General features: G+C 69.8%; 16 protein-coding genes. 10 read left to right on the forward strand and 6 right to left on the reverse strand.

Going from position 1 to position 20,037, the window contains the following annotated elements:
* Nucleotides 1-17: 17 nt before the first annotated feature.
* Entirely contained in the window at nt 18-569 is a 552-nt protein-coding gene (locus tag QHF84_RS16040) for a hypothetical protein (protein ID WP_281314175.1), read from the forward strand.
* Here the strand turns inward: QHF84_RS16040 and QHF84_RS16045 are convergent.
* The 3 genes from QHF84_RS16045 to QHF84_RS16055 form a co-directional block, all read right to left on the reverse strand.
* Nucleotides 566-1,693 (reverse strand): hypothetical protein, encoded by a 1,128-nt coding sequence (locus QHF84_RS16045; protein ID WP_281314176.1) that lies wholly within the window; start codon nt 1,691-1,693, stop codon nt 566-568. The two genes, QHF84_RS16040 and QHF84_RS16045, sit on opposite strands and share 4 nt — an antisense overlap.
* A 72-nt stretch (nt 1,694-1,765) precedes the next feature.
* A complete protein-coding gene (locus QHF84_RS16050; RefSeq protein WP_281314177.1) occupies nt 1,766-2,803 on the reverse strand; it encodes a hypothetical protein in 1,038 nt (345 codons plus the stop codon).
* Complete coding sequence (locus QHF84_RS16055) at nt 2,800-3,801, reverse strand: tetratricopeptide repeat protein (RefSeq protein WP_281314178.1); 1,002 nt, start codon at nt 3,799-3,801, stop codon at nt 2,800-2,802. Before QHF84_RS16055 ends, QHF84_RS16050 begins: the two co-directional genes overlap by 4 nt.
* 166 nt (nt 3,802-3,967) lie before the next feature.
* Here QHF84_RS16055 and QHF84_RS16060 point away from each other — a divergent pair, with 166 nt between their 5' ends.
* Both QHF84_RS16060 and QHF84_RS16065 read left to right on the forward strand, forming a co-directional pair.
* Nucleotides 3,968-7,675, forward strand: coding sequence for a serine/threonine-protein kinase (locus QHF84_RS16060; RefSeq protein WP_281314296.1), 3,708 nt, complete (start codon nt 3,968-3,970; stop codon nt 7,673-7,675).
* A gap of 50 nt (nt 7,676-7,725) precedes the next feature.
* The gene (locus QHF84_RS16065; protein ID WP_281314179.1) at nt 7,726-8,775 is read left to right on the forward strand and encodes an NAD(P)-dependent alcohol dehydrogenase; all 1,050 of its coding nucleotides are present in this window, start codon (nt 7,726-7,728) and stop codon (nt 8,773-8,775) included.
* A gap of 3 nt (nt 8,776-8,778) precedes the next feature.
* Here the strand turns inward: QHF84_RS16065 and QHF84_RS16070 are convergent, their stop codons facing one another.
* Nucleotides 8,779-10,062 (reverse strand): adenylosuccinate synthase, encoded by a 1,284-nt coding sequence (locus QHF84_RS16070; protein WP_281314180.1) that lies wholly within the window; start codon nt 10,060-10,062, stop codon nt 8,779-8,781.
* Nucleotides 10,063-10,134: 72 nt separating this feature from the next.
* On the opposite strand from QHF84_RS16070, the gene QHF84_RS16075 reads away from it, so the two are divergent.
* The 4 genes from QHF84_RS16075 to QHF84_RS16090 all read left to right on the forward strand — a co-directional run bounded on the left by QHF84_RS16075 (nt 10,135) and on the right by QHF84_RS16090 (nt 15,277).
* Nucleotides 10,135-11,157: a hypothetical protein gene (locus QHF84_RS16075; protein ID WP_281314181.1), complete on the forward strand. Its 1,023-nt coding sequence runs from the start codon at nt 10,135-10,137 to the stop codon at nt 11,155-11,157.
* A 147-nt stretch (nt 11,158-11,304) separates the two neighbouring features.
* Nucleotides 11,305-11,508 carry a twin-arginine translocase TatA/TatE family subunit gene (gene tatA, locus QHF84_RS16080; protein WP_136930433.1) on the forward strand — a complete coding sequence of 68 codons (204 nt, stop codon included), beginning with the start codon at nt 11,305-11,307 and terminating at the stop codon, nt 11,506-11,508.
* Between the two features lie 96 nt (nt 11,509-11,604).
* Nucleotides 11,605-14,754, forward strand: a complete 3,150-nt coding sequence (locus QHF84_RS16085) for an MXAN_5808 family serine peptidase (protein WP_281314182.1) — start codon at nt 11,605-11,607, stop codon at nt 14,752-14,754.
* A gap of 34 nt (nt 14,755-14,788) precedes the next feature.
* On the forward strand, nt 14,789-15,277 hold the full coding sequence (locus QHF84_RS16090; protein ID WP_281314183.1) for a TerB family tellurite resistance protein: 489 nt from the start codon (nt 14,789-14,791) through the stop codon (nt 15,275-15,277).
* A 56-nt stretch (nt 15,278-15,333) separates the two neighbouring features.
* Here QHF84_RS16090 and QHF84_RS16095 read toward each other — a convergent pair whose 3' ends face one another.
* Complete coding sequence (locus tag QHF84_RS16095) at nt 15,334-15,615, reverse strand: hypothetical protein (protein WP_281314184.1); 282 nt, start codon at nt 15,613-15,615, stop codon at nt 15,334-15,336.
* 83 nt (nt 15,616-15,698) lie between these two features.
* On the opposite strand from QHF84_RS16095, the gene QHF84_RS16100 reads away from it, so the two are divergent.
* Complete coding sequence (locus tag QHF84_RS16100) at nt 15,699-16,556, forward strand: uroporphyrinogen-III synthase (RefSeq protein ID WP_281314185.1); 858 nt, start codon at nt 15,699-15,701, stop codon at nt 16,554-16,556.
* A 21-nt stretch (nt 16,557-16,577) separates the two neighbouring features.
* Here the strand turns inward: QHF84_RS16100 and QHF84_RS16105 are convergent, their stop codons facing one another.
* Nucleotides 16,578-17,324, reverse strand: coding sequence for a hypothetical protein (locus QHF84_RS16105; RefSeq protein ID WP_281314186.1), 747 nt, complete (start codon nt 17,322-17,324; stop codon nt 16,578-16,580).
* A gap of 273 nt (nt 17,325-17,597) precedes the next feature.
* Between QHF84_RS16105 and QHF84_RS16110 the strand changes: the two genes are divergently transcribed.
* Entirely contained in the window at nt 17,598-18,800 is a 1,203-nt protein-coding gene (locus tag QHF84_RS16110; RefSeq protein WP_281314187.1) for a hypothetical protein, read from the forward strand.
* Between the two features lie 23 nt (nt 18,801-18,823).
* Nucleotides 18,824-20,035, forward strand: coding sequence for a DUF1549 domain-containing protein (locus QHF84_RS16115; RefSeq protein ID WP_281314188.1), 1,212 nt, complete (start codon nt 18,824-18,826; stop codon nt 20,033-20,035).
* Nucleotides 20,036-20,037: the final 2 nt, after the last annotated feature.

Genomic DNA, 20,037 nt, shown 5'->3' on the forward strand with positions numbered 1-20,037 from the left:
TCGCCACGGCGGGCGGGATGATCCCGCGCCCGGGCGCGGAAGGTCGCGCGCGGGAACGAAGCGCCCAGCGCGCGAACGCCGTCGCGGATGCCCTCGACCTCTTCCCCGAGCAGGACGCCGAGATCCCCACCACGTTCCGACTGCATTCGCCGAGCGCGGCGGACGACTTCACCTTGTGGATGGGCTCGCCCGCGCTCGTCGCGGGGTTGTTCCAGAAGGCGAAGACCATCGACTGGATGAAGCTCGAAGCGAAAAGCCCAAGAGGCCTGCCCGCAGGCGTGAACGTGCGGCCGCCCGCGCGTACGGTCTTCGAGTGGCGCGACGGCCTGCCCGGAGAGTCGCCGACGCTGATCACGCCCGGCGGCGTCGAGCTCGTGATCGAAAACGATGAGGGCGCGGCCATCGATGTCGCAGCCCTCACCGGATGGATCGATTCGTTCCCCCAAGGTACGTGGCTCGTCCTGATGAACGCCGACACGCTGGAACTGCGCGCCCATGCGCCCGCGACCGACGACGTGGTCACCTGCGCGCGGACGCTGCTCGAAAAGGCGCGCGAGCCCCGCTTTTAAGCCACCGACGGGATCGCCGGCTCGCTCGGCGCGCGCAGGATGATCCGGCGCACGGCCTCCGGATCGTTGATGCGGCGGAGCACGGGCTGCAGGCCGTCGGCGTCACGCTCGCCGAACGCGCCGCTCGACGCGAACGCACGCGCGCGCGGGCCGTCGAGCACCAGGAAAAGATCGTTGAGCCCGCCCGCGGCAGGGCTGTCGATGACGTCGACGATCCGCGAGCGTTCGAGGTGCAGCTCCTCGTCGCCGCGCTGGATGAGGACACGCCGGTTCGTCACCCAGTAACGCGTCCGCGTTTCGAGCCGCGCAGGCCGGACGATCGAGGCATACACGACGAACACGCCCGCCGAGGTGAGCAGGAGAATCGTGAGCGCGAGCGAGGTGACGAGCGCGAAGAAGGAGAGCGACTCGGGCGAGAGGCCCCCACGCACGACGGTGCGCGCCGCGTGCACGGCGTGGCTCGACGAGACGATCGCCGAGACGAAGAGGCCGATGCCGAGCACGAGGCCGAGCGCCGCGCGTCCGCTCGACGGGAGCCATTTGCGAAAACCGTCAGGCGGATGGCCCGACCAGAGGACACGCTCGCCGTCGTCGAGGCGCTGCGCGAGGAGGCGCTGGCCGTCGCCCGCCGGGGTGGAGGGCGTGACGCCGCGGACGATGGCCCAGACGCGGTCAGGCGCGACGAGGCCGTGAAAGACGATCGCGAGGCGGCGGCGCAAGGCGCCCGTGGGCACGGCGCGCACGAGCTCGAGGTCGCCGATGCCAGGGCGCTTGGGGTCCCAATGAATGCGGGCGAAGCTGATCGCCGAGCGATCCATCATGCGTCGCAGCCGGCCGCGCTGGAGGATGACGTGGCGCTCGGTGACGACGAACTCGAGCTCGCTGCGCCACCACTTGGGTCCGAGCGCGAAGGCGACGGCGAGGGTGGCCGTCCACGCGGCGAACATGAGGAGCGCGCCGGGGCTCGATCCGAGCGCCGTGGCGACGACGACGGCCGACGCGGTCGTGATCGCCGAGACGACGCCCGCGATCGCAGCCGCGATCTGGTAGAGGACCGGGCACGTGACGGCCTTGGGGCGCCCCGACCAGACTACCGACTCTTCGAAGAGCGAATCCCGCTTCAACGAACGCCCTCCGCCGTGGTGACAGTGGAGCGTGGAGCGTCCTTGGGTCACCGTAAAGAGGTCTGTGCGATCTCAGCGCCGGCGCGCCGCCTGAAGGACACGTTCCCGCTCCTTCTTGCACGCTTCGAGGCGCACGCGGCCGAGCGGGATCCAGCGATCGTCGTCCGGCGCACGTTCGAGGTACGCCTCCCAGGCCTCGATGGCCCGCGTGTACGCCTCGGCACGCACGGCGCCGAGGTCCGTGGAGCGCGCCGTGCTCCACGCCCCGAGCGCCTCGTACCAGGCCTCGTCGTGCGGCGGTGAGAAGAACCAGCTCGGCTCGTGGATCTTGTGATCGTCGCGGTCGTACGCGCGGGCGAGCGCGATCGAAGCGAGCGCGCCGTCGAGGTCGCCGTCGCGATCCGTGGCGACGGCGAGGCCCCAGAGGGCCGTGACCCCGAACTGGAACATCTCGATCGGCAGGAGCGAGCGGAGCGCCTCGCGGTAGCCCTGGATGGCGTCGTCGAGGCGGCCCATGCCCATGTACGACTCGGCGCGGTTGGCGAAGAGGACGGCGCGGTGATGGCCGAGCGGCTCGTGCGCGAGCGCCTCGCCGTACGCGTGGACCTCTTGCTCACGCTTGCCGAGGACGGCGTAGGCGATCGCGAGCTCGTTCCACGCGGAGCTCGTGAGCGCGGGCGGCGCGCTGCCACGCGTGACGGTGAGGAGCACGCGGATCGCCTCCTCGATGCGTCCCGGGTTCGGCGGTTTGCCGTCCTGACCGAGCCTGCGCAGTACGTGGCCCATGCGCACGCGCACGCGCGGATCGGGGCTCTCCGCGCCGCCCGCTTGGTCGAGGCGCTTGAGCGCTTCGAGCAGGTAGACGTCCCGCATGCGGCGCAGAATGTCGACGGCGGAGCTCGAATCGAACCCGGCTTCGTTCTGTGCGAGGTCGTGCTTGAGGAGGAACTGATCGGCCTCTTCGAGGAGCGTGAGGCGCGAAGCGGCCACGGGATCACGCGCCTTCAGCCACACGGAGGGCGCGGCGAGCGCGTCGCGAGAGGCAGACGCAACGAAGGCGACGGCGAGCGCGGTCGCGACGAGCGCCGAACGGAAAGACCTTTGGCTCACGGGCCCCCCTTCGCGCCGGCGGGACGCGGCGCCTTCTTCGCGGCTTCGAGCCGCGCCCGCGCGGAGGCCGCCCACGGGGTCTTGCCGCCGGGGCCGCCGAGGTACGTCTCCCAGAGTTTGACCGCGGACGCGCCGTCGGCCGCGAGCGCTTCGAGGCAAGCCTTGTCCTCGACCGCCGCGAGGTAACTCGGCCCGCCCGCGCGAAGGCGCACGCCCGAGGCGCGCGCGTCGGCGAGGGCCGCGTCGGCCTGCACGCGATCGCCGTTGCGATCGAGGACGAGCACGAGCGAGAGGAGGACGTCCCCCGAGAGCGCGCTCGGCGGGCGCTGCCGCGCTTCACGCAGGTACGCCGCGGCCTCGTCGAGCGGCGCGCGCTTCGGCTCGGCGGAAGGCGCTTCGGCAGGCGCGGCGCCGCTCGCCGCGCGCAAGGCCGCGACGGCCATGGAGACGTGCGCGGCTTCGAGCAGGACGGCGACGCGGCGATCGGCCGAGCCGAGCAAGTCGATGCGCGGCACGAGCGCGCGGTAGACGGCGAGCGCGTCTTCGAGTTTGCCCGTGCGGCGAAGGACCTCGGCGAGGTCGTGCATCGTGGGCGGGTCCTCGACGCTGCGCGGATCCTTGCCACGCGCAGCCTCGAACTCGCGCGCGGCGTCATCGACCTTGCCGAGCGCGAGGGCCGCACGGGCGAGCAACACGCGCGGCGCGGCGTACCCGGGCAGCACCTTCTCGGCGTTCTCGGCGGCGGTCTTCGCGGCCGCCGGGTCCGAGACGAGCAGCGCCTTTGCACGCGCGACGAGGTCGCAATACTTCCCGAGCTCCGGGGCGCGCGCGAGCTCCCAGACCGTGGGACGTCGGGACAATCCACGCCGGACGGTCGACGCACACTCCCGTGGGCGCCCTGACGCGGCCGCGGCAGCGACGAGGCTCGCGCCTTGTCCGCTCGATGGAGGCGTCGGGGACGCGAGGACGATCGAGGCGAGAAAGACGCTCGGGATCACGGCCGCAGTATACCGATCCCACGCGTGACGCGCATCACGAGGTCCACGCGAGAGCGAACACGGACGGAGAGAGCGCACGCATTCGGCGCGTCTTGGCCGTATCCTTCGGGCGTCTCCTCCGGCAGTCTGTAAAGCCGGAAAGAACGAGCTCGAAGGGTTCGATGTGATGGAGGGCGACCGCTGGCTCGAAAGGGGGGCGCGGGTCGGGGACTACACCATCGAGGATCTCCTCGGCGAAGGTGGGTTCGGCGCGGTGTTCCGCGCGCGAAGCGACGCCGGGGTCCGCGCCGCGCTGAAGGTCTTCAAGACGACGGCGGCCGAGCTCACGGCCGAGCGCCTGATCAGCCAGCAGAACGAGATCGAGGCGCTGCTCAAGCTCGATCATCCCTCGCTGATCCAGCTCTACGGCTACGGGTTCGTCGAGGGCGTGGGGTTTTACCTGGCGATGGAGATCGCGGCGGGTGAGACGCTCGACGCCTACCTCGAGCGTGTCGGCGCGCTCGACACGCTGGAGGCGGTGCGGCTCATGCGCAAGGTGGCCGAGGCGCTCGCGCACTGCCACGCGCGCGGCGTGCTGCACCTCGACCTCAAGCCGAGCAACATCGTCATCGTCGATCCGCACGAGCCGCGGGTCAAAGTGCTGGATTTCGGGCTCGCCACGCTCACGTCGAGCTGGCAGCCGGACGATACACGCGTGACGGCGGGGACCGTGGGCTACATGGCGCCCGAGTGCCTGCGCAGCGGTCGCGCGCGGCCCGATCCGCGCATGGATCTCTACGCGCTCGGGACGATCCTCTACGAGCTCGTCTCGGGGAAGCTGCCCTTCGAAGGCCGCGGGCAGCGGACGATCATGATGAACCGGACCGTCGGCGAGATGGTGCCGCTGCGCGAGGTGGCCCCGAGCGTGCCGCCGGCGATCGCGGCGCTCATCGACGAGCTGCTCGCGCAGGATCCGTCGCAGCGGCCGGGGAGCGCGGCGCAGCTCTGCGCGCGGCTGAAGGAGATCTACTACGACACGCTGCGCGGCGAGGAGCCGGACGGAGAGCGCGGGCCGCAGAGCACGCGGGCGCCGCAAAGCGCGCGCATGACGTCGCTGCCGCCGCGACACAACACGGAGGAGGCGCCGTTCGTGGGGCGCGAGAGCGAGCTGTCGCTGCTCGCCTCGCGCGTGCTCGGCACGACGTCGCGCGCGGCGACGCCCGTGGTGGTCGTGGCCGACGCGGGGCTCGGCAAGAGCCGGCTCGTCTCCGAGCTTTTGAACGTCGTCGAGCAGGACGGCGCGGCGGTGGTGATCTACGCGCGCTGCCGCGAGCTCAGCGCGCTCGTGCCGTACTCGCCGCTGCGCGAGGCGCTGAGCCGCGTCGCCACGGCCACGCGGCGCAAGAGCTTGACGGGCGCGCTCGTGCAAGCCGCGATCGACGCGGCGAACGACGAGGACGCGGAGCTGCTCACGGCGCTCGTGCCCGAGCTCGGCCGCGGGCTCGGCGACGCCGACGTGCGGCGAACGTTGCTCCGGCCTTCGTCGGCGCGAAGGGTGGCCGAGCTCGTGCGCAGGCTCGTCACGCGCATCGCCTCCGACCTGCCCGTGCTCGTCGCCATCGAGGACATGCACTGGGGCGACGAGGCGACGCTCGCGGTGCTGGAGATCCTCTCGGGGAGCCTCGGAGCCGCGAAGGTGTTCTTGCTGGGCACGACGCGGCCACCGCTGCGCGTGGCCTGGCGCGGCGCGGCGCTCATGGATCTCGGTCCCCTCGATCGCGAGGAGAACGGGCGGCTGCTCGCCGAGCTCTCGCGCGGCGGAGACGAGGCGATCCTGCGCGAGCTCGAACGGCACGTGCCGCTGCTCGCCGCGGGCAATCCGCTCTTCGGGATCCAGGTGATCCGGAACCTCGAAGTCGAAGGGTTCGTCAGCCGAACCGCGTTCGGCACGTTGTGCCTCGGCTCGCGCAACCTCGCCGATTACCGCGCCCCAGACTCGATCACCGAAGCGCTCCGCCGCGGCGTCGACAGCCTCTCGCCCGAGTCGCGCGAGGTGCTCGGCGTGGCCGCGCTCCTCGGCCGACGCTTTTTGCGCTCGGACCTGCACGCGCTCGGCCTCTTCACGATCGATCGCATCGGCCGCGCCTTCGAAGAGGGCGGGCAGCGGTGCCTCCTGCTCGACGAGCCGACGTCCACCACGTTCGTTCACGACGTCGTGCTCGAACAGCTCGAACGACGCGCGGTGCGCGCCGATCTCCGCGAGCACCACCTGCGCATCGCCCGCCAGCTCGAACGACGCGGCGCCGATCCCGGCACGCTCGCGCGCCACCTCGAGCGCGCCGGCGAGACGCTACGGGCCGCAGACGCATACCTCACGGCGGCCCTCGAAACCCCCGCGAACGATCCCGGCGCCGGACAGAAGCTCCACCGCGCGCTCGATCTCGTCGCGACGCTCCCCGCCTCGCCGGAGCAGCGCCGCATCCAGCTCGTCGCCACCGCCGAGCTCGTGCGCCTTCGCTGGCTGCTCGGCGGCACCGAGGAGCTGCACAAGCTCGTCGAGCGGTGCACCGCCGACACGCCCGCGGCCTCGGCCATGCTCGGCGCCGCGCTCGCCCGCGTGCACGAGGCGCGCGGCGAGCTCGCGGAGGCGCGCAAGCACGCCGAGCAATCGATCGCCGCGGCAGGAAAGGATCCCGCTCTCGAACGGCACAGGTGCGCCGCGACGAACGTGCTCGGCCGTGTCGATCTCGCCCGCGGCTTCGTCGAGGAGGCCGCGCGCTCCCTCGCCGCGGGCTCTTCGCTCGCCGAGCGCGAAGGCGACCTCGTCGAGCTCTGCCACGCGCGGAGCCTCTACGGCATGGCGCTCGGCTGGACCGGTGATCTCGACGGCGCCGAGCGCGAGATCCAGGCCGCCGCCCACCTCGCCGAAGAGCTCGCCGATCCGGCGCGTCTGCTCGGCGCGTGGCACGCGTGCGCGCTGCTCGCGGAGGCGCGGTACGACTGGGACCTCGGCGTGAGCTCGACGGCGCAGCTCCTCGCGTACGCCGAGGAGCACAAGCTCGGTGGCCACTACCTCTACATGGGCACGCTCTACGCGGGCCGTCACCAGTTCCACGTCGGCCACCTGCACCGCGCACGCATGCTCGTCACGAACGCGCTGAACCTCGCGCGTATCGTGGGCACGAGCCTCGGCCGCGCCCTCGGGCAGGCGTTCCTCGGCGACGTGCACCTCGTCGAGGGCCACCTCGCCGACGCGCTCCTCTCGTACGAGCGCGCCATCGAGCAGGGCTCGGGCTCGAACGGCGACGAACGGGCCGTTTGCCTCGGCCTGCTCGGCCGCATGCACGTCACCGCGCTCCGGCGCGGCGATCCGCGGGAGGTTCGTCGGCTCGGGGAGGAGGCGACGTCGCGCATCATCATCTCGGGGCAGCGCGCGCTTTTGCTCGGCGCGCTCGAACGATTCGCGGAGTCGCTCGCGGAGGTGCGGCTCGGCGAGGACGCGGCGAACGTGCGGGCGCGGTACGAGGCGCTCGCGCATTCGCTCGGCACGGCGGGCGGCGGCTTCTGGCCGCGGATCCCGGACCTCGACGCGCGCGCGGCGGGAATGCGCCCGCGCGATTACTGGCGGAGCAAACAGGCGCGTAGCCGGACCTCGGGGGAGTGGAGCTTGCCGGCGCAGCAAGTCTCGCCGTCACGGCTCCTGACGACGCGCGGGGGGCAAAACCCAACGGTCCGGGCCGTATCCTCGACGGCGCAGGTCATGCCGAGCCGAACCGTGCTCGCGCCGCCGTCAGTTGGATTGCAAAGCACGGTGCCGCGGACGGGGTTACTCGAAGCGCTCGCGACGGTGGAGGGATTCGTCCCCGCGCTTTTCGAGGAGGAAGCGGGCACGTGACATCTTGCCCCGCGGTTGCCGCGTCTTTGCTTTCCGTGTAGGCAGGTCGGATGATCAAAGCCCAAGGCTACGCCGCGCAAAATGCACAGTCTGGCCTCGCGCCGTTCACCTTCGACCGGCGTGATCCCAGCGACCACGACGTCGTCATCCAGATCCTCTACTGCGGGGTCTGCCATTCCGACATTCATCAGGTCCGAGGCGAGTGGGGCAATTCGACGTTTCCCATGGTGCCGGGCCACGAGATCGTCGGCCGCGTGACCGGGACCGGCAAGGGCGTCACCAAGTTCCGCGAGGGCGATCTGGTCGGCGTCGGCTGCTTCGTCGATTCGTGCCGCGAATGTGGGAGCTGCAAGGAAGGCGTCGAGCAGTTCTGCCAGGGCGGGATGGTCCTCACGTACAACGGCTTCGAGCGCGACGGCAAAACGCCGACGTTCGGCGGGTACTCGAGCGTCATCGTGACGGACGAGAACTACGTGCTCCGCGTCCCGGAGGGCCTCGACGCCGCGGCCGCCGCGCCCCTGCTCTGCGCCGGCATCACGACCTATTCGCCGTTGCGCCACTGGAAGGTGAGCCCGGGGCAGCGGGTCGGCGTCGTCGGGCTCGGCGGACTCGGGCACATGGGCGTGAAGTTCGCCGCGTCGTTCGGCGCCGAGGTCACGGTGATCAGCACGTCGGCGCGGAAGGAAGCCGACGCGCGCCGGCTCGGCGCGAACCATTTCCTCGTGAGCAGCGATCCGAGCGCGCTCGCGAAGCAGGCGGGGTCGTTCGACTTCATCCTCGACACCGTCTCGGCGACGCACGACATCAATGCGCTGCTCGGCCTGCTCCGGCGCGACGGCACGATCGTGCTCGTGGGCGCGCCGGAGAAGCCGCTCCCCATCGGGGCGTTTGGCCTCGTCATGGGGCGCAAGACGCTCGCGGGCTCCTTGATCGGCGGCATCGCCGAGACGCAGGAGATGCTTGATTATTGCGGCGAGAAGGGGATCACCTCCGACGTCGAGGTGATCCCGGTGCAGCAGATCAACGAGGCATACGACCGGACCGTCAAAGGCGACGTTCGTTATCGCTTCGTGATCGACATGAAGAGCCTGTCCGTTTGACCTTCAACCAAACGCGTCCTTGAGGACGATCGTCTCGTCCCGCCGCGGCCCCACCGACACCAGGAACACCGGCACGCCGATCTCGGCTTCGAGGTAGCGCACGTAGTCCTGCGCAGCCTTCGGCAGCTCGGCCATCGTCCGCGCGTGGGAGAGCGACTCGCGCCACCCCGGCCGCTTCTCGTACACGGGCACGACGTTGCCGACGTGCCGGATCGGCAGCTCCTTCGTGCGTCCCTCCGGCGTGTCGTACGCGACGCACACCTCGATCGTGTCGAGCCCCGAGAGCACGTCGAGCTTCGTCACAGCGAGCCCGTCGAGCCCGTTCACCCGCGCCGCATACCGGAGCGCCGGCAGATCGAGCCAGCCCGTTCGTCGCGGCCGTCCCGTCACCGAGCCGAACTCGCCTCCCGCGACCCGCAGCCGCTCACCGAGCTCGCCCGAGAGCTCCGTCGGGAAAGGCCCCTCGCCCACGCGCGTCGCGTAGCCCTTCGTGATCCCGAGGACCCGCTTGATCCGCGTCGGCCCCACGCCCGCGCCGACGCACGCGCCGCCCGCCACCGCCGACGACGACGTGACGAACGGGTACGTCCCGTGATCCAGGTCGAGCAGCGTGCCCTGCGCGCCCTCGAACATCACGCGTTCGCCCTTCTGGATCGCGTCGTTCGCGAGCACCGCCGTGTCCGCGATGAGCGGCACGATCCGCGGCGCGAGCGCGCGAAGCTCCGTCATCATCGCCGCCACGTCCGGCATCTCGCCGCCGAGCTCGCGCACCACCGGGCCCCACGCGCTCGCGGCGCGCGCGAGCTTTTGCTCGAGGCCGTCGAGATCCGCGAGGTCCCCGACGCGGATCCCGCGCCGCGCGGCTTTGTCCTCGTAACACGGCCCGATCCCGCGCTTCGTCGTCCCGATCTTCTGCCCGTCCGTCGCGGTCGCTTCGCGCAGGCCGTCGACGAGCCGGTGGTACGGCAGGATCAGATGCGCGAGGTCCGAGACGAACAGCCGCCCGCGCGTCGTGTGCCCTCTGGCTTCGAGCACATCGATCTCCGACACGAGCACGGCCGGATCGACGACCATGCCTTGCGCCATGATGCACCGCGCCTGCGCCCGGAGAATTCCGCTCGGCACGAGCCTGACGACGATCTTGTCGTCGCCCACGACGAGCGTGTGCCCGGCGTTCGGCCCTCCGGCGAAGCGCACGACCACGTCCGCGCTCTCCGTGTACAGGTCGACGATCTTGCCTTTTCCTTCGTCCCCCCACTGGGCGCCGACGATCACGACCGCGGACATCCGGCCTCCTTGCGTGCTGCTCGGTCCGTCACGAGGCGGAACGTTAGTACACTCCCCGCAGCCGTCCCACCCATGAGCCGCTCGATCGTCCCGATCCCGCCCGGGCTCCGCCTCCTCGCGCTCCCCACCTGCCGGGACGTTTCGCTCGTGGCCGCGCTCGTCACCTCGGTCTCGCTCCTCGCGGGCCTCGTCCGTTCGATGCCGCTCCTCCTCGCGCCGAGTGTGCCCGTGCGTCTCGGCTTGCCGTTTGCCCGGGCTGCCCTTGCCGTCTCGCTCGAAGTCGCGCTCGTGCTCGCCCCTCCCCTCGGCGCGGCCCTCGCGGCGGCTCGGCTCGTCGATCGTGGCGAGGCGCGCGCCGTCTTCGCCCTGGGCGCTTCGCCGCGATCGCTCGTCGCGTCCGCCCTTCCCGTTTGGCTCCTCGTGTTCGTCCTTTCCGCGCTGGCCTCGCTCGCATGGGGACGCGAAGCCGAAGCGCCGGGACGACTCGCGTCTCGCCTCCTCGCGGACGGCCGCGCGGCTTGCGTCGACGGTGCTGCGCGCGATCCAAAGACCCCGTATGCCGCGACGGTCCCGATCGCCGAGGCCACCTGGCTCTGCTTGCCCGGCGAGCCCCCGCGCCTCGTCATGACCCCTTCCCTCCTCGGCGGATCCGCGCTCGCGGCGCGCTCGGTCGAGCTCTCCGCCGATACTGCTTCCCTCGTGGCCGACGACCTCGTCCTTGCTTTGCCCTCGAACGAAACGACCGGCCCCATGACCGTCCGTGTCGCCCGCGCCTCGGTGCGAGGCCTTTTGCCCCTCGGCCGCCCCTCGAACCTCCGCGCCTCCGTGCGTGCCCTGCTCCTCGGCGCGACGTCTTCGGCGACCGCCCTCCTCGCGAGCCTCGCCGTGCTCGCCTCCTCGATCGGCGGCCGTGCGCTCGCTCTTTTCGTCGGCCTCTCCGGCCCGGCGCTCGCGCTCCTCGTCCTTTCGGCGCTCGAACGCGAGAAGAGCCCGCTCTCCGCTTATGGCCTCGTCCTTGCGCTCGGCTTGCTCGGTCCGCTCCTGGCGGCCCGCTTCGCGCGATTTCTGTCGTCACGCCGCGCCCCGGGCGCATGACCAAAGAAGACGGCGGATCTCGCGCCCCTCATCCCCATCACCCGCGATCCTGAGGCCTTGGCGTCCATTGCCGGAGACGCCCGAGGGTGGTACGGGTGGTGATGTGAACGCGGGAGGCTTGGAGCTTCCCCGGGCAGGAGCACGACCATGGGCCGACTGAGCATCACCGAACTCCTTCTCATCCTGGGCGTCGCTCTGCTCTTGTTCGGCGCCGGGCGCATCTCCGACATCGGCAAGGGCCTCGGCGAAGGCATCCGGAACTTCAAGAAGGGCCTCAAGGACGAGGACCAACCGCCGCCGAAGCAGCTGCCGAAGAAGGACGAAGAGGGCGGCGAGAAGTCGACGTCCTGACGCGCGTCGGCCCGCGATCTTTCTTCCCTGGCGGGGGTTCGGGGGCGCAGCGCGTGGTCGACGCGGACGCCCTGAGGCCTATACTCGAGGAATCGTATGAAGATCCTCGAGCGTCTCGGGAAGATCGGCATCGCGTTTGCCTCGTTTGCCATCGCCGCGTTTTTCGCGGTGCAGTTCGGGGCGGGCGGTCTTTGGCGCGGATTCGAACCCGCGCTCGCCGTGACGGGCAGCGGCCCGACGGCAAAAGCGCCCTACGACCTGACGCGCCTCGAAGCCGTCAACGAGACGCTCAAGCTCATCCGCGACAAGTACGTCGAGCCCGGACGGGTCAAGCCGAAGGAGATGCTCCTGTCGGCGTTGAACTACGTCCAGCGTGACGTCGCCCAGGTGATCGTCGTGAACGACGATCCGAACGAGGTGACCGTCCGCGTCGAGACGGCGGAGAAGAAATTCCGCATCGACAACGTGCAGGGCCCCTGGGACGTATCGGCGCGCCTGCGCGAGGTCTTCGCGTTCCTCCAGAAAAACCTGCGCGGCACCGAGGTCGATCTGCGCGAGGTCGAGTACGCGGCGTGCAACGGCATGCTGCACACGCTCGACCCGCACTCGGTCTTTTTGAGCCCCGAGGCCTACAAGGAGATGAACCTCTCCACGTCGGGCCATTTCGGCGGCCTCGGCATCGTGATCTCGATCCGCGATCAGGTCCTCACCGTGATCAACCCCATGCCGGACACGCCGGCGGGCCGCGCGGGCATCAAGCGTCACGATCGGATCGTCAAGATCAACAACGAGTCGACGCTCAACATGCCGCTCGACGACGCCGTACGGCGCCTGCGCGGCGACCCCGGGACGAAGGTCACGGTGTGGGTCACGCGCGACGGCGAGCAAGGCTGGCAGACGCCGAAGCCCTACGAGCTCGTGCGTGAGGTCATCAAGGTCCGCTCGGTCGAGTCGCGCCCGCTCGAGACCTCGGGCATCGGCTACGTGCGCATCAAGAACTTCCAGGCGACGACGTCGACGGAGCTCGACCTCGCGCTCGACGATCTTCGCAACAAGGGCTCGCTGAAGGGCCTCGTGCTCGACCTGCGCGGCAACCCCGGGGGCCTGCTCGATCAAGCCACGCGTGTCGCCGACAAGTTCCTCGCCGACGGCGTCATCGTCTCCACGGTCGGCGCCTCCGAAGGCCGCGACGAGAAGAAGGCCAAGGGCCCCGGCACCGAGCCGACGTACCCCATCGCGGTCCTCGTGAACGGCAACTCCGCGAGCGCGAGCGAGATCGTCGCGGGCGCGCTGAAGAACCACGATCGCGCCGTCATCGTCGGCTCGACGACGTTCGGCAAGGGCAGCGTGCAGCTCGTCTTCCCCGACGTCACGCCGGAGAAGGCCGCGCTCAAGCTCACGATCGCGCAGTACCTCACGCCCGGCGATGTCTCGATCCAGGGCGTCGGCGTGACGCCCGACATCGAGCTCGATCCGATGACGGTCGACGAGCTCGAGATGGATCTCACGATCCAGAAGGACGGCCTGCGCGAGCGTGATCTCTCGGCGCATCTGACGAACGGCAAGGCCCAGGCCGGGTCGAAGCCGCGCGAGGTCGTGCGCTACCAGCTCACGAGCGCCGAGCGCGAGGAGATGCGCGAGCGCGGCGGCGAGACCGACGACGACTTCCGCGTCGACTTCCCGATCCGCTTCGCGCGTGATCTCGCGCAGCGCATGCCCCCGGGCGCCACGCGCAACGCGCAGATCGACGCCGCGCGCGACTACATCGAGAAGGCGCGCAAGGACGAGCTCGACAAGGTCGCCGCGGAGCTCTCGAAGCTCGGCTACGACTGGTCCGACGCACCCGAAGGCGCGCAGGGCCCGGCGAAGAGCGACCTCGAAGTGAAGGTCGAGACCGACCGCGCGAACAACGAGGTCACGGCGGGCGAGCCGATGAACCTCTCGGTCACGGTGAAGAACAACGGCAAGCAGCCGATCTACCGCCTGCGCGCCTCCACCGAGAGCGACAGCGGCTACCTCGATGGCAAGGAGCTCGTCTTCGGCAAGATCGCCCCCGGCCAGAGCAAGACCTCGAAGGCGCCGCTCGGCTGGTGCGAGGTCGAGGGCCGCAAGGTCGGCACGACGAAGCCGCGCCTCGCGAACCAGAAGCGCATCTGCAAGATCCCGATGGACGCGCTGAGCCGCGCCGACGGCGTGAAGGTGAAGTTCGAGGCCGCGGGCGGCTTCGAGCCGGGGGCGGCCGAGATTCGCCCGACGATCCGCGCCCTCGAGCGCCCGCTCTTCCAGTACGCCTACCAGATCGTCGACGACCGCAGCGGCAACGGCGACGGCCGCATCCAGCGCGGCGAGGGCGTGTCGATGTACCTGACCGTGAAGAACGTCGGCAAGGGCCGCTCGTTCGAGACGCAGGCGAACATCGCGAACCTCTCGGGCGAGGGCCTGCTCCTGCGCGCCGGCCGGTTCGACATCTCGAACATGAACCCCGGCGACGTGCGCAAGGTGGTCTTCACCTTCGACGTGCAGCCCGAGCTGCAAGACACCGAGGCCGCGCTGAGCCTGTCCGTCGGCGATCGCGACCTGCGCGAGATCGCGACCGAAAAGGTGAAGATCCCCGTCGGCAACGCGATGACGATCCCGAAGGCCTCGGGCACGGCGAAGGCCGGCCTGCAGGGCGCGACGCTGTTCGCGACGGCGGACGCGAACGGGCTCGTCTTCGGCAAGCTGCGGGCCGGCGAGACCGTGGCAATCACGGGCAAAGCGGGCGACTTTTACAAGGTGGACCTCGGGTCGAGTCGCTTCGCCTTCGTGCTCGCCGCGGAGACCACGCAGGGCAGCGGCGCGCCGTCGGTCACGCCGTCCTTCGAGGACGTCTACTCGAAGGCGCCGCCCACGCTCGACGTGAACGCGGCGGCCATGGCCACGCGCGACGACAAGGTGAAGATCACGGGCGCGGCCTCCGACGCCGAGCGCTTGCTCGACCTCTACGTCTTCGTCGGCTCGCGCAAGCTCTACTACAAGTCGAACCGCGACGGCGCCGACCCCAAGAAGTCGACGTTCGAGTTCGATGCGCCGCTCCGGCCGGGCGTGAACGTCATCACGGTCGTGGCGCGCGAGAACCCGGACACGACGACGCGCCGCACGCTCGTCGTTCGCAAGGACGGGCCGGATGGCACGATCCTGAAGACGCCGAAGACGGACGATCCGGTCGCCGAGTGGCTCGGCGAGGCGGCGCTCCCCGAGGATTGACCCCCGAGAATCACCCCGAGTACGTTGGTCTGTCGTGGGACTTCTAGCCTGGCTCGGCCTCAAGCGAGGGGACACGTATCCGAACGTGGATGCGCTGCTCGCGGAGCTGCGCCGCGCCCTGCCTGACGACGAGGCCGTCGTCCTTCGTTACATCGCTGCGGTGGTCGTCCTGCTCGGCAAGGTCGCGGGCGTGGACGGCCGCCTCACCGAGGGGGAAGAGCAGCAGCTCCGCAGCATGCTCGCGCACATCGAGGGCCTGTCCCCCGAGGCGATCGAGGCCGTCACGCACGCCTTGAAGGGCAAGCTGCCGGAGCTCCGCGAGGAGGAGCTCACGCTCTGCGTGCGCGAGCTCAAGAGCCTCTGCGACGGCCGTGAGCGCGTCGAGGTCATCCGTCTGCTCGCCAAGGTCGCGGTGGCGGATGGAAGGCTCTCGGACGCGGAGCGCGCCGAGCTGCACCACGTCGCGGCCGACCTCGGCGTGCCCGAGAGCGAGCTCGCTGCGGTCGAGGAAGAGGTCGCTTAGCGCTCATCTCCCCTCTCCCGCGAGGGAGAGGGGTCGGGGGTGAGGGAGTCGTTCGCCTAGCCCTGCTTCGCGCTGCGCTGCGCGGCTCGTTGCTTCATCGCCGTAAGAGCGACGAACAGGACGAACGTCACGGCCCCGCCGACCGCGATGAACATCCCTGCGTTGAACACGTAGTGCAGGTCGCGCGCTCCGCCGAGGCCCATCACGAAGATGCCGAACAGCGCGAGGCCGGCGCCGATCACCGGATCGGGCCCCTCCGCTTTCCTCGTGTCGAGCGCGTCCCCGGCCCCTTCCTCGTCGCCGCCGGCTCCGTGCAGCCCGTCTGCGCTCTCGTCCATGCGCACCTTCCTTGCTCGATCCGAGTCTAGCGCAGACTCGGCGTTCGACGAAGCGCTGGCGGCGCGGGACGCGTAGGCGCACGATGGCCCACGTGTCTCCCGGTCCTGCCTCCTTCGGCGGCCGCCTGGTCGTGTCGTTCGAAAGCCGGCGCGCGGCCGAGATGGCCTCGCTCGTCGAGCGTCATGGCGGCGTGCCCGTCCGCGCGCCTGCGCTCCGGGAGGTCGGTCTCGACGCGCCCGAGGGCGCCCTCGCGTTCGCCGAGGCTCTCGCCGCGGGCACGATCGACGTCGTCGTCCTCATGACCGGCGTCGGCACCCGCGGCCTCGTCGATGCCGTGGCGCCCGTGCTCGATCGCGCTGCGTTCGCCGCTGCGCTCGCCCATGCGACCGTCGTCGCGCGTGGACCAAAGCCGGCCGTCGCGCTCCGTGAGCTCGGCGTGACCGGCATCGTCACGGTTGCCGCGCCGAACAGCCACCGCGAGGTCCTTTCCGCGCTCGACACACGAGGCCCGCTCGTGGGCAAGCGCGTCGCCGTGCAGGAGTACGGCGTTCCGAACGCCGCGCTTCATGAGGGCCTCGCCGCACGCGGAGCCGAGGTCCTGCCCGTCTCCGTTTATCGTTACGCCTTGCCCGAGGACACGGCGCCGCTCCGCAGCGCGCTCCACAGGCTCGCGGCCGGCGAGATCCCGATCGCCCTCTTCACGAGCCGCGCGCAGGTCGAGCATGCGCTGCTCGTCGCGGCCGAGGAGGGGATCGACGGCCCTGTCCGGGAAGCGCTCGGCTGCGGCCTCCTTGGATCGATCGGCCCTGTCTGCTCGGAGGCGCTCCGGCAGGAAGGCCTTTGCCCCGACGTCGAGCCGGAGCATTCCAAGATGGGCCACCTCGTCAAAGAGGCGGCAAACCGTGCAGCCGAGATCCTCGCGCGAAAGGGCCGCCCGTGACGCCGGGCGCGGCCTTTTGGATCACTCGTAATCTTCGTAATCGCTGCGGGCGACCTGGGGCTCCTTGCCCGTCTTCGTCTCGACCACGTGGCCGACGTTCACGACCTCGGCGCGATAAATGACCGAGCCGTCCTCGGCCGTGATCTCGCCCGAGAGATCACCCCAGGAGAATTTGTCGCTGACGACCGTGGTGAGCGTGGCCTTCTTTTCGCCGATCTTCACGCGGAAGCTCGTGCGCTTCGCGGGCAGCAGGTCGTTGCCCATCACGGCGACCACGTGCTCCGAGCCGAGGGCCGCCTCGTTTTCGTCCGCGACGACCATCGTCTTCGCCATCAGCGCCTCGTATTCGTCGGCGCTGGCCGGGACGAGTTTTCCTTTTTCGATGCGCTGCACAGAGAGCACCTCGCCGCGCGTCTCGGCCGCCTCGCTCAGGCGCACGCGGAGCTCGGTCGTGGCCTTGCCTTCCTCGAGGATGAAGTCGATCACGAGCGCATTCTTCTCGCGGGCGACGACGCGCTCCGTGAGCGTCACGGGCGCCTTCTGGAAGCTGCCCGAGAATCGATACACCACGTAATCGCCGACCTCGCGACGACCCTCGACGGGCGCCTGCTCCTCGGCGACCTCGGGCTCGGCCTTCGCGACCGTCTCTTCCGGCGCAGTGACGGCCGGCGCGGGCTTTTCCGGGGCGAGCGCTTGCGTGCGGACCGCGGCTTTGCCGCAGCCCATGGCGAGGAGCGATACGAGGGCGGGGAGCAGGATCCGATTCATGCGCATCGGGTACATCCGGCGGGCGGATCGGGACCAGTTTTGTGCAATCGAAAGATCGGCGCGGGTTGGTCCCCTCGACCTGGTTCAACACAGATCCACCCTGGGGCATCGCTCATCCACCCCCTCGCAGCGGGGACGTCCACGGGGCCTCGTTCGTACGGCTCGGATGCAAACACACAGCCAGAGCGGATGGCGCAGGGCGTGCAAGAGCATTTGGGGCTTCTCGCCGCTCGGCGACTCGGCCATTCTCGATCCATGGGCATGCTTGCGACGATGAAACCGAAACAGCAATACTTTCGAGCCATTGCCATCGGCCTCGGGGCGCTCGCGGTCGCGGCTTCCGCTGTGGCGGCGGGCTGTGTCGAGGCGCCGTCGGGCCTCGCGCCCGGTCCGACGGGCGGCGGCGGTACGGAGGACGGCGGCGCCGGGGGTGGAGGGCCCGTCGTCTTCAGCGGGCGTGATCTTTTCGAGTCCATGCAGGCGGACCTGATGAGCGCTTGTGGCCTTTGCCACGACGTCGCCGGGCTCGCAGATACGCCTTTCCTCGCGGGCCCGGATCGTTATCAATCGTTCGCGAGCTGGCCGGGGATCGTCGCCACGGACCCCGAGCACAGCCTCCTCCTCACGTATGCAATGACGGGCAAGGGTCACAGCGGGACGAACCTCGATTCGCCGGCGCTGAAGGACACGCTCTTGCCGAAGGTCAAGGCGTGGCTCGCGCAGGAGGCGAAAAACTTCACCGAGCCGCCGCCGGCGGCGGGCCCGCACATCGATCCGTTCGTGCCCATCATGGGCTTCAATGCGATCTACCTCGGCGCGCTCGGTCCCGATTTCGAGGGAATGGCCGTCACGTTCCAGGCCGACCTGCTCGCCGAGACCACGCTCGAGCTGTCGAACATCGAGCTGCACCCGACCTCGAAGACGGGCGTGAAGATCGTTCACCCGCTCTGGGTCGTGCATCCGCTCGGCAAGCAGCCGAATCCGGATCCGGTCGACAGCTTCTCGAACGTGGACACGATTTACCAGGCCGGCGAATCCGGCGCGCTCGGCCCCGGCACGCTCATCCTCGTGAACTGGTCGAAGGACGCGAAGCTCTCGCTCGCGTTCGAGCTCATCGAGAAATACGAGCCGGCGTCGCCGGACGCGGGCGACGGCGGGCCCACGGGCGGATGCAAGGACGTCGCCTCGTTCGACGCCAATGCGAAGCAAGAGCTCACGGTTTGCCTGAACTGCCACGGCGGCGCCAATGGTCAGGCCGTCGCGGCGGTCGACATGTCGTCGCTCATGAGCGACTCGGCGAAGGCTTGCGGGCAGATCAAGAACCGCGTCAATACGAACGATCCCCCCTCGAGCCAGCTCTTCATCACCACGAATCCCGGCGGAAATGCCGCGCATCCGTTCAAGTTCGGCGGGCAGGGCGGCGCATTCAACAACTTCCGCGACCGCGTATCCATCTGGATCGCAGCGGAGAAATGAAGAGGACGAAAGGTAGGCGGCCCATGAAGCGGACCAGAATGCTCACCTTGCTCGCCGCGCTCGCGGCGGGCGCGTGCTCGAGCTCGGGGCCCAGTAGCCTCGAGCCGCCGACGGGAGGCAATACGACCACCGGCGGGAACAACAACACGAGCGGCGGCGACGAGACGACCGGCGGTGATCCCGAGGCGCCCCCGATCCCGGACAAGACCGTGCTCGACGACCGGGTCACGAGTTATACGGAGGCCCTGCGCACGGCGTCGCTGAAGCTCGTGCGAAACCTCCCGACGCTCCAGCAGATCAAGAACGTCGAGACGGCGACCGACCAGCGCGCCGCGTACGAGGCCGAAATCGACGCGATGCTCGCCGATCAGCGCTTCACCACGCGCATGATCAAATGGTGGCGCGATACGATGCGTCAGGGCGGCGGCGCGCAGGACAACAAGCCGAGCCGCGACACCGCGCCCGTCTTCGCGACGCGCGTGATGATCGAGGAGAAGCCCTACACCGACCTCTTCACGGCCACCACGAACACCTGCCCGACGTACGACGGCGCGACGAACACGTTCGCCGACGGCAATTGCGACAACGGCGTCCCCACGCACGCCGGCGTGCTCACGAACCCGGGCGTCATGATGCAGTTCTACGGCAACATGGCGTTCCGGCGCGTGCGCTGGGTGCAGGAGATCTTCGTCTGCACGAAGTTCCCCGCCGAATACTCGGCCGAGCCGAGGCAGGTGAACGGCGCCGATTACACCGGCCCCTGGCCCTTCGAATCGATCGGGACGAACCCGATCAATTTCCAGGACACCTCGTCGGTCGTCTGCGCGAACTGCCACGTGACGCTGAACCGCATCGCGCCGCTCTTCGCGAACTTCAACATGAACGGGCAATGGATGAACGACAGCCAGGTCGAGACCCCGACCGTGCCCGATCCGCAAAAGACCGTGCTCTCCCATTGGCTCAAGGACGGCGAGACCACGGCCTGGCGCTTCGGCGAGCCCGTCGCGGACCTGCCGGCGCTCGGCCAGGCCATGGCGAAGGATCCGGACGTCCACGATTGCGCCGTCGCGCGCATGTACAACTTCGCGATGTCGAAGGAAGACATCGTCTCGGACCTCGCGACGGTGCCGCCCGAGGTCCTCAAGCCCTACGTCGAGGATTTCCTCGCGAATGGCATGAACCTGAAGAAGACGCTGCGCACGATCCTGCTCAGCGACGATTTCACCAAGTTCTAGGC

This window comes from Polyangium sp. y55x31 (assembly GCF_029946505.1).
Classification (GTDB): Bacteria; Myxococcota_A; Polyangia; order Polyangiales; family Polyangiaceae; genus Polyangium.

Coding starts and splice junctions, on each gene's coding strand:
- QHF84_RS16040 (WP_281314175.1), top strand. CDS start 18: ATGATCCCGCGCCCGGGCGCGGAAGGTCGCGCGCGGGAACGAAGCGCC.
- QHF84_RS16060 (WP_281314296.1), top strand. CDS start 3,968: ATGGAGGGCGACCGCTGGCTCGAAAGGGGGGCGCGGGTCGGGGACTAC.
- QHF84_RS16065 (WP_281314179.1), top strand. CDS start 7,726: ATGATCAAAGCCCAAGGCTACGCCGCGCAAAATGCACAGTCTGGCCTC.
- QHF84_RS16070 (WP_281314180.1), bottom strand. CDS start 10,062: ATGTCCGCGGTCGTGATCGTCGGCGCCCAGTGGGGGGACGAAGGAAAA.
- QHF84_RS16075 (WP_281314181.1), top strand. CDS start 10,135: ATGAGCCGCTCGATCGTCCCGATCCCGCCCGGGCTCCGCCTCCTCGCG.
- tatA (WP_136930433.1), top strand. CDS start 11,305: ATGGGCCGACTGAGCATCACCGAACTCCTTCTCATCCTGGGCGTCGCT.
- QHF84_RS16085 (WP_281314182.1), top strand. CDS start 11,605: ATGAAGATCCTCGAGCGTCTCGGGAAGATCGGCATCGCGTTTGCCTCG.
- QHF84_RS16095 (WP_281314184.1), bottom strand. CDS start 15,615: ATGGACGAGAGCGCAGACGGGCTGCACGGAGCCGGCGGCGACGAGGAA.
- QHF84_RS16100 (WP_281314185.1), top strand. CDS start 15,699: ATGGCCCACGTGTCTCCCGGTCCTGCCTCCTTCGGCGGCCGCCTGGTC.
- QHF84_RS16105 (WP_281314186.1), bottom strand. CDS start 17,324: ATGAATCGGATCCTGCTCCCCGCCCTCGTATCGCTCCTCGCCATGGGC.
- QHF84_RS16110 (WP_281314187.1), top strand. CDS start 17,598: ATGAAACCGAAACAGCAATACTTTCGAGCCATTGCCATCGGCCTCGGG.
- QHF84_RS16115 (WP_281314188.1), top strand. CDS start 18,824: ATGAAGCGGACCAGAATGCTCACCTTGCTCGCCGCGCTCGCGGCGGGC.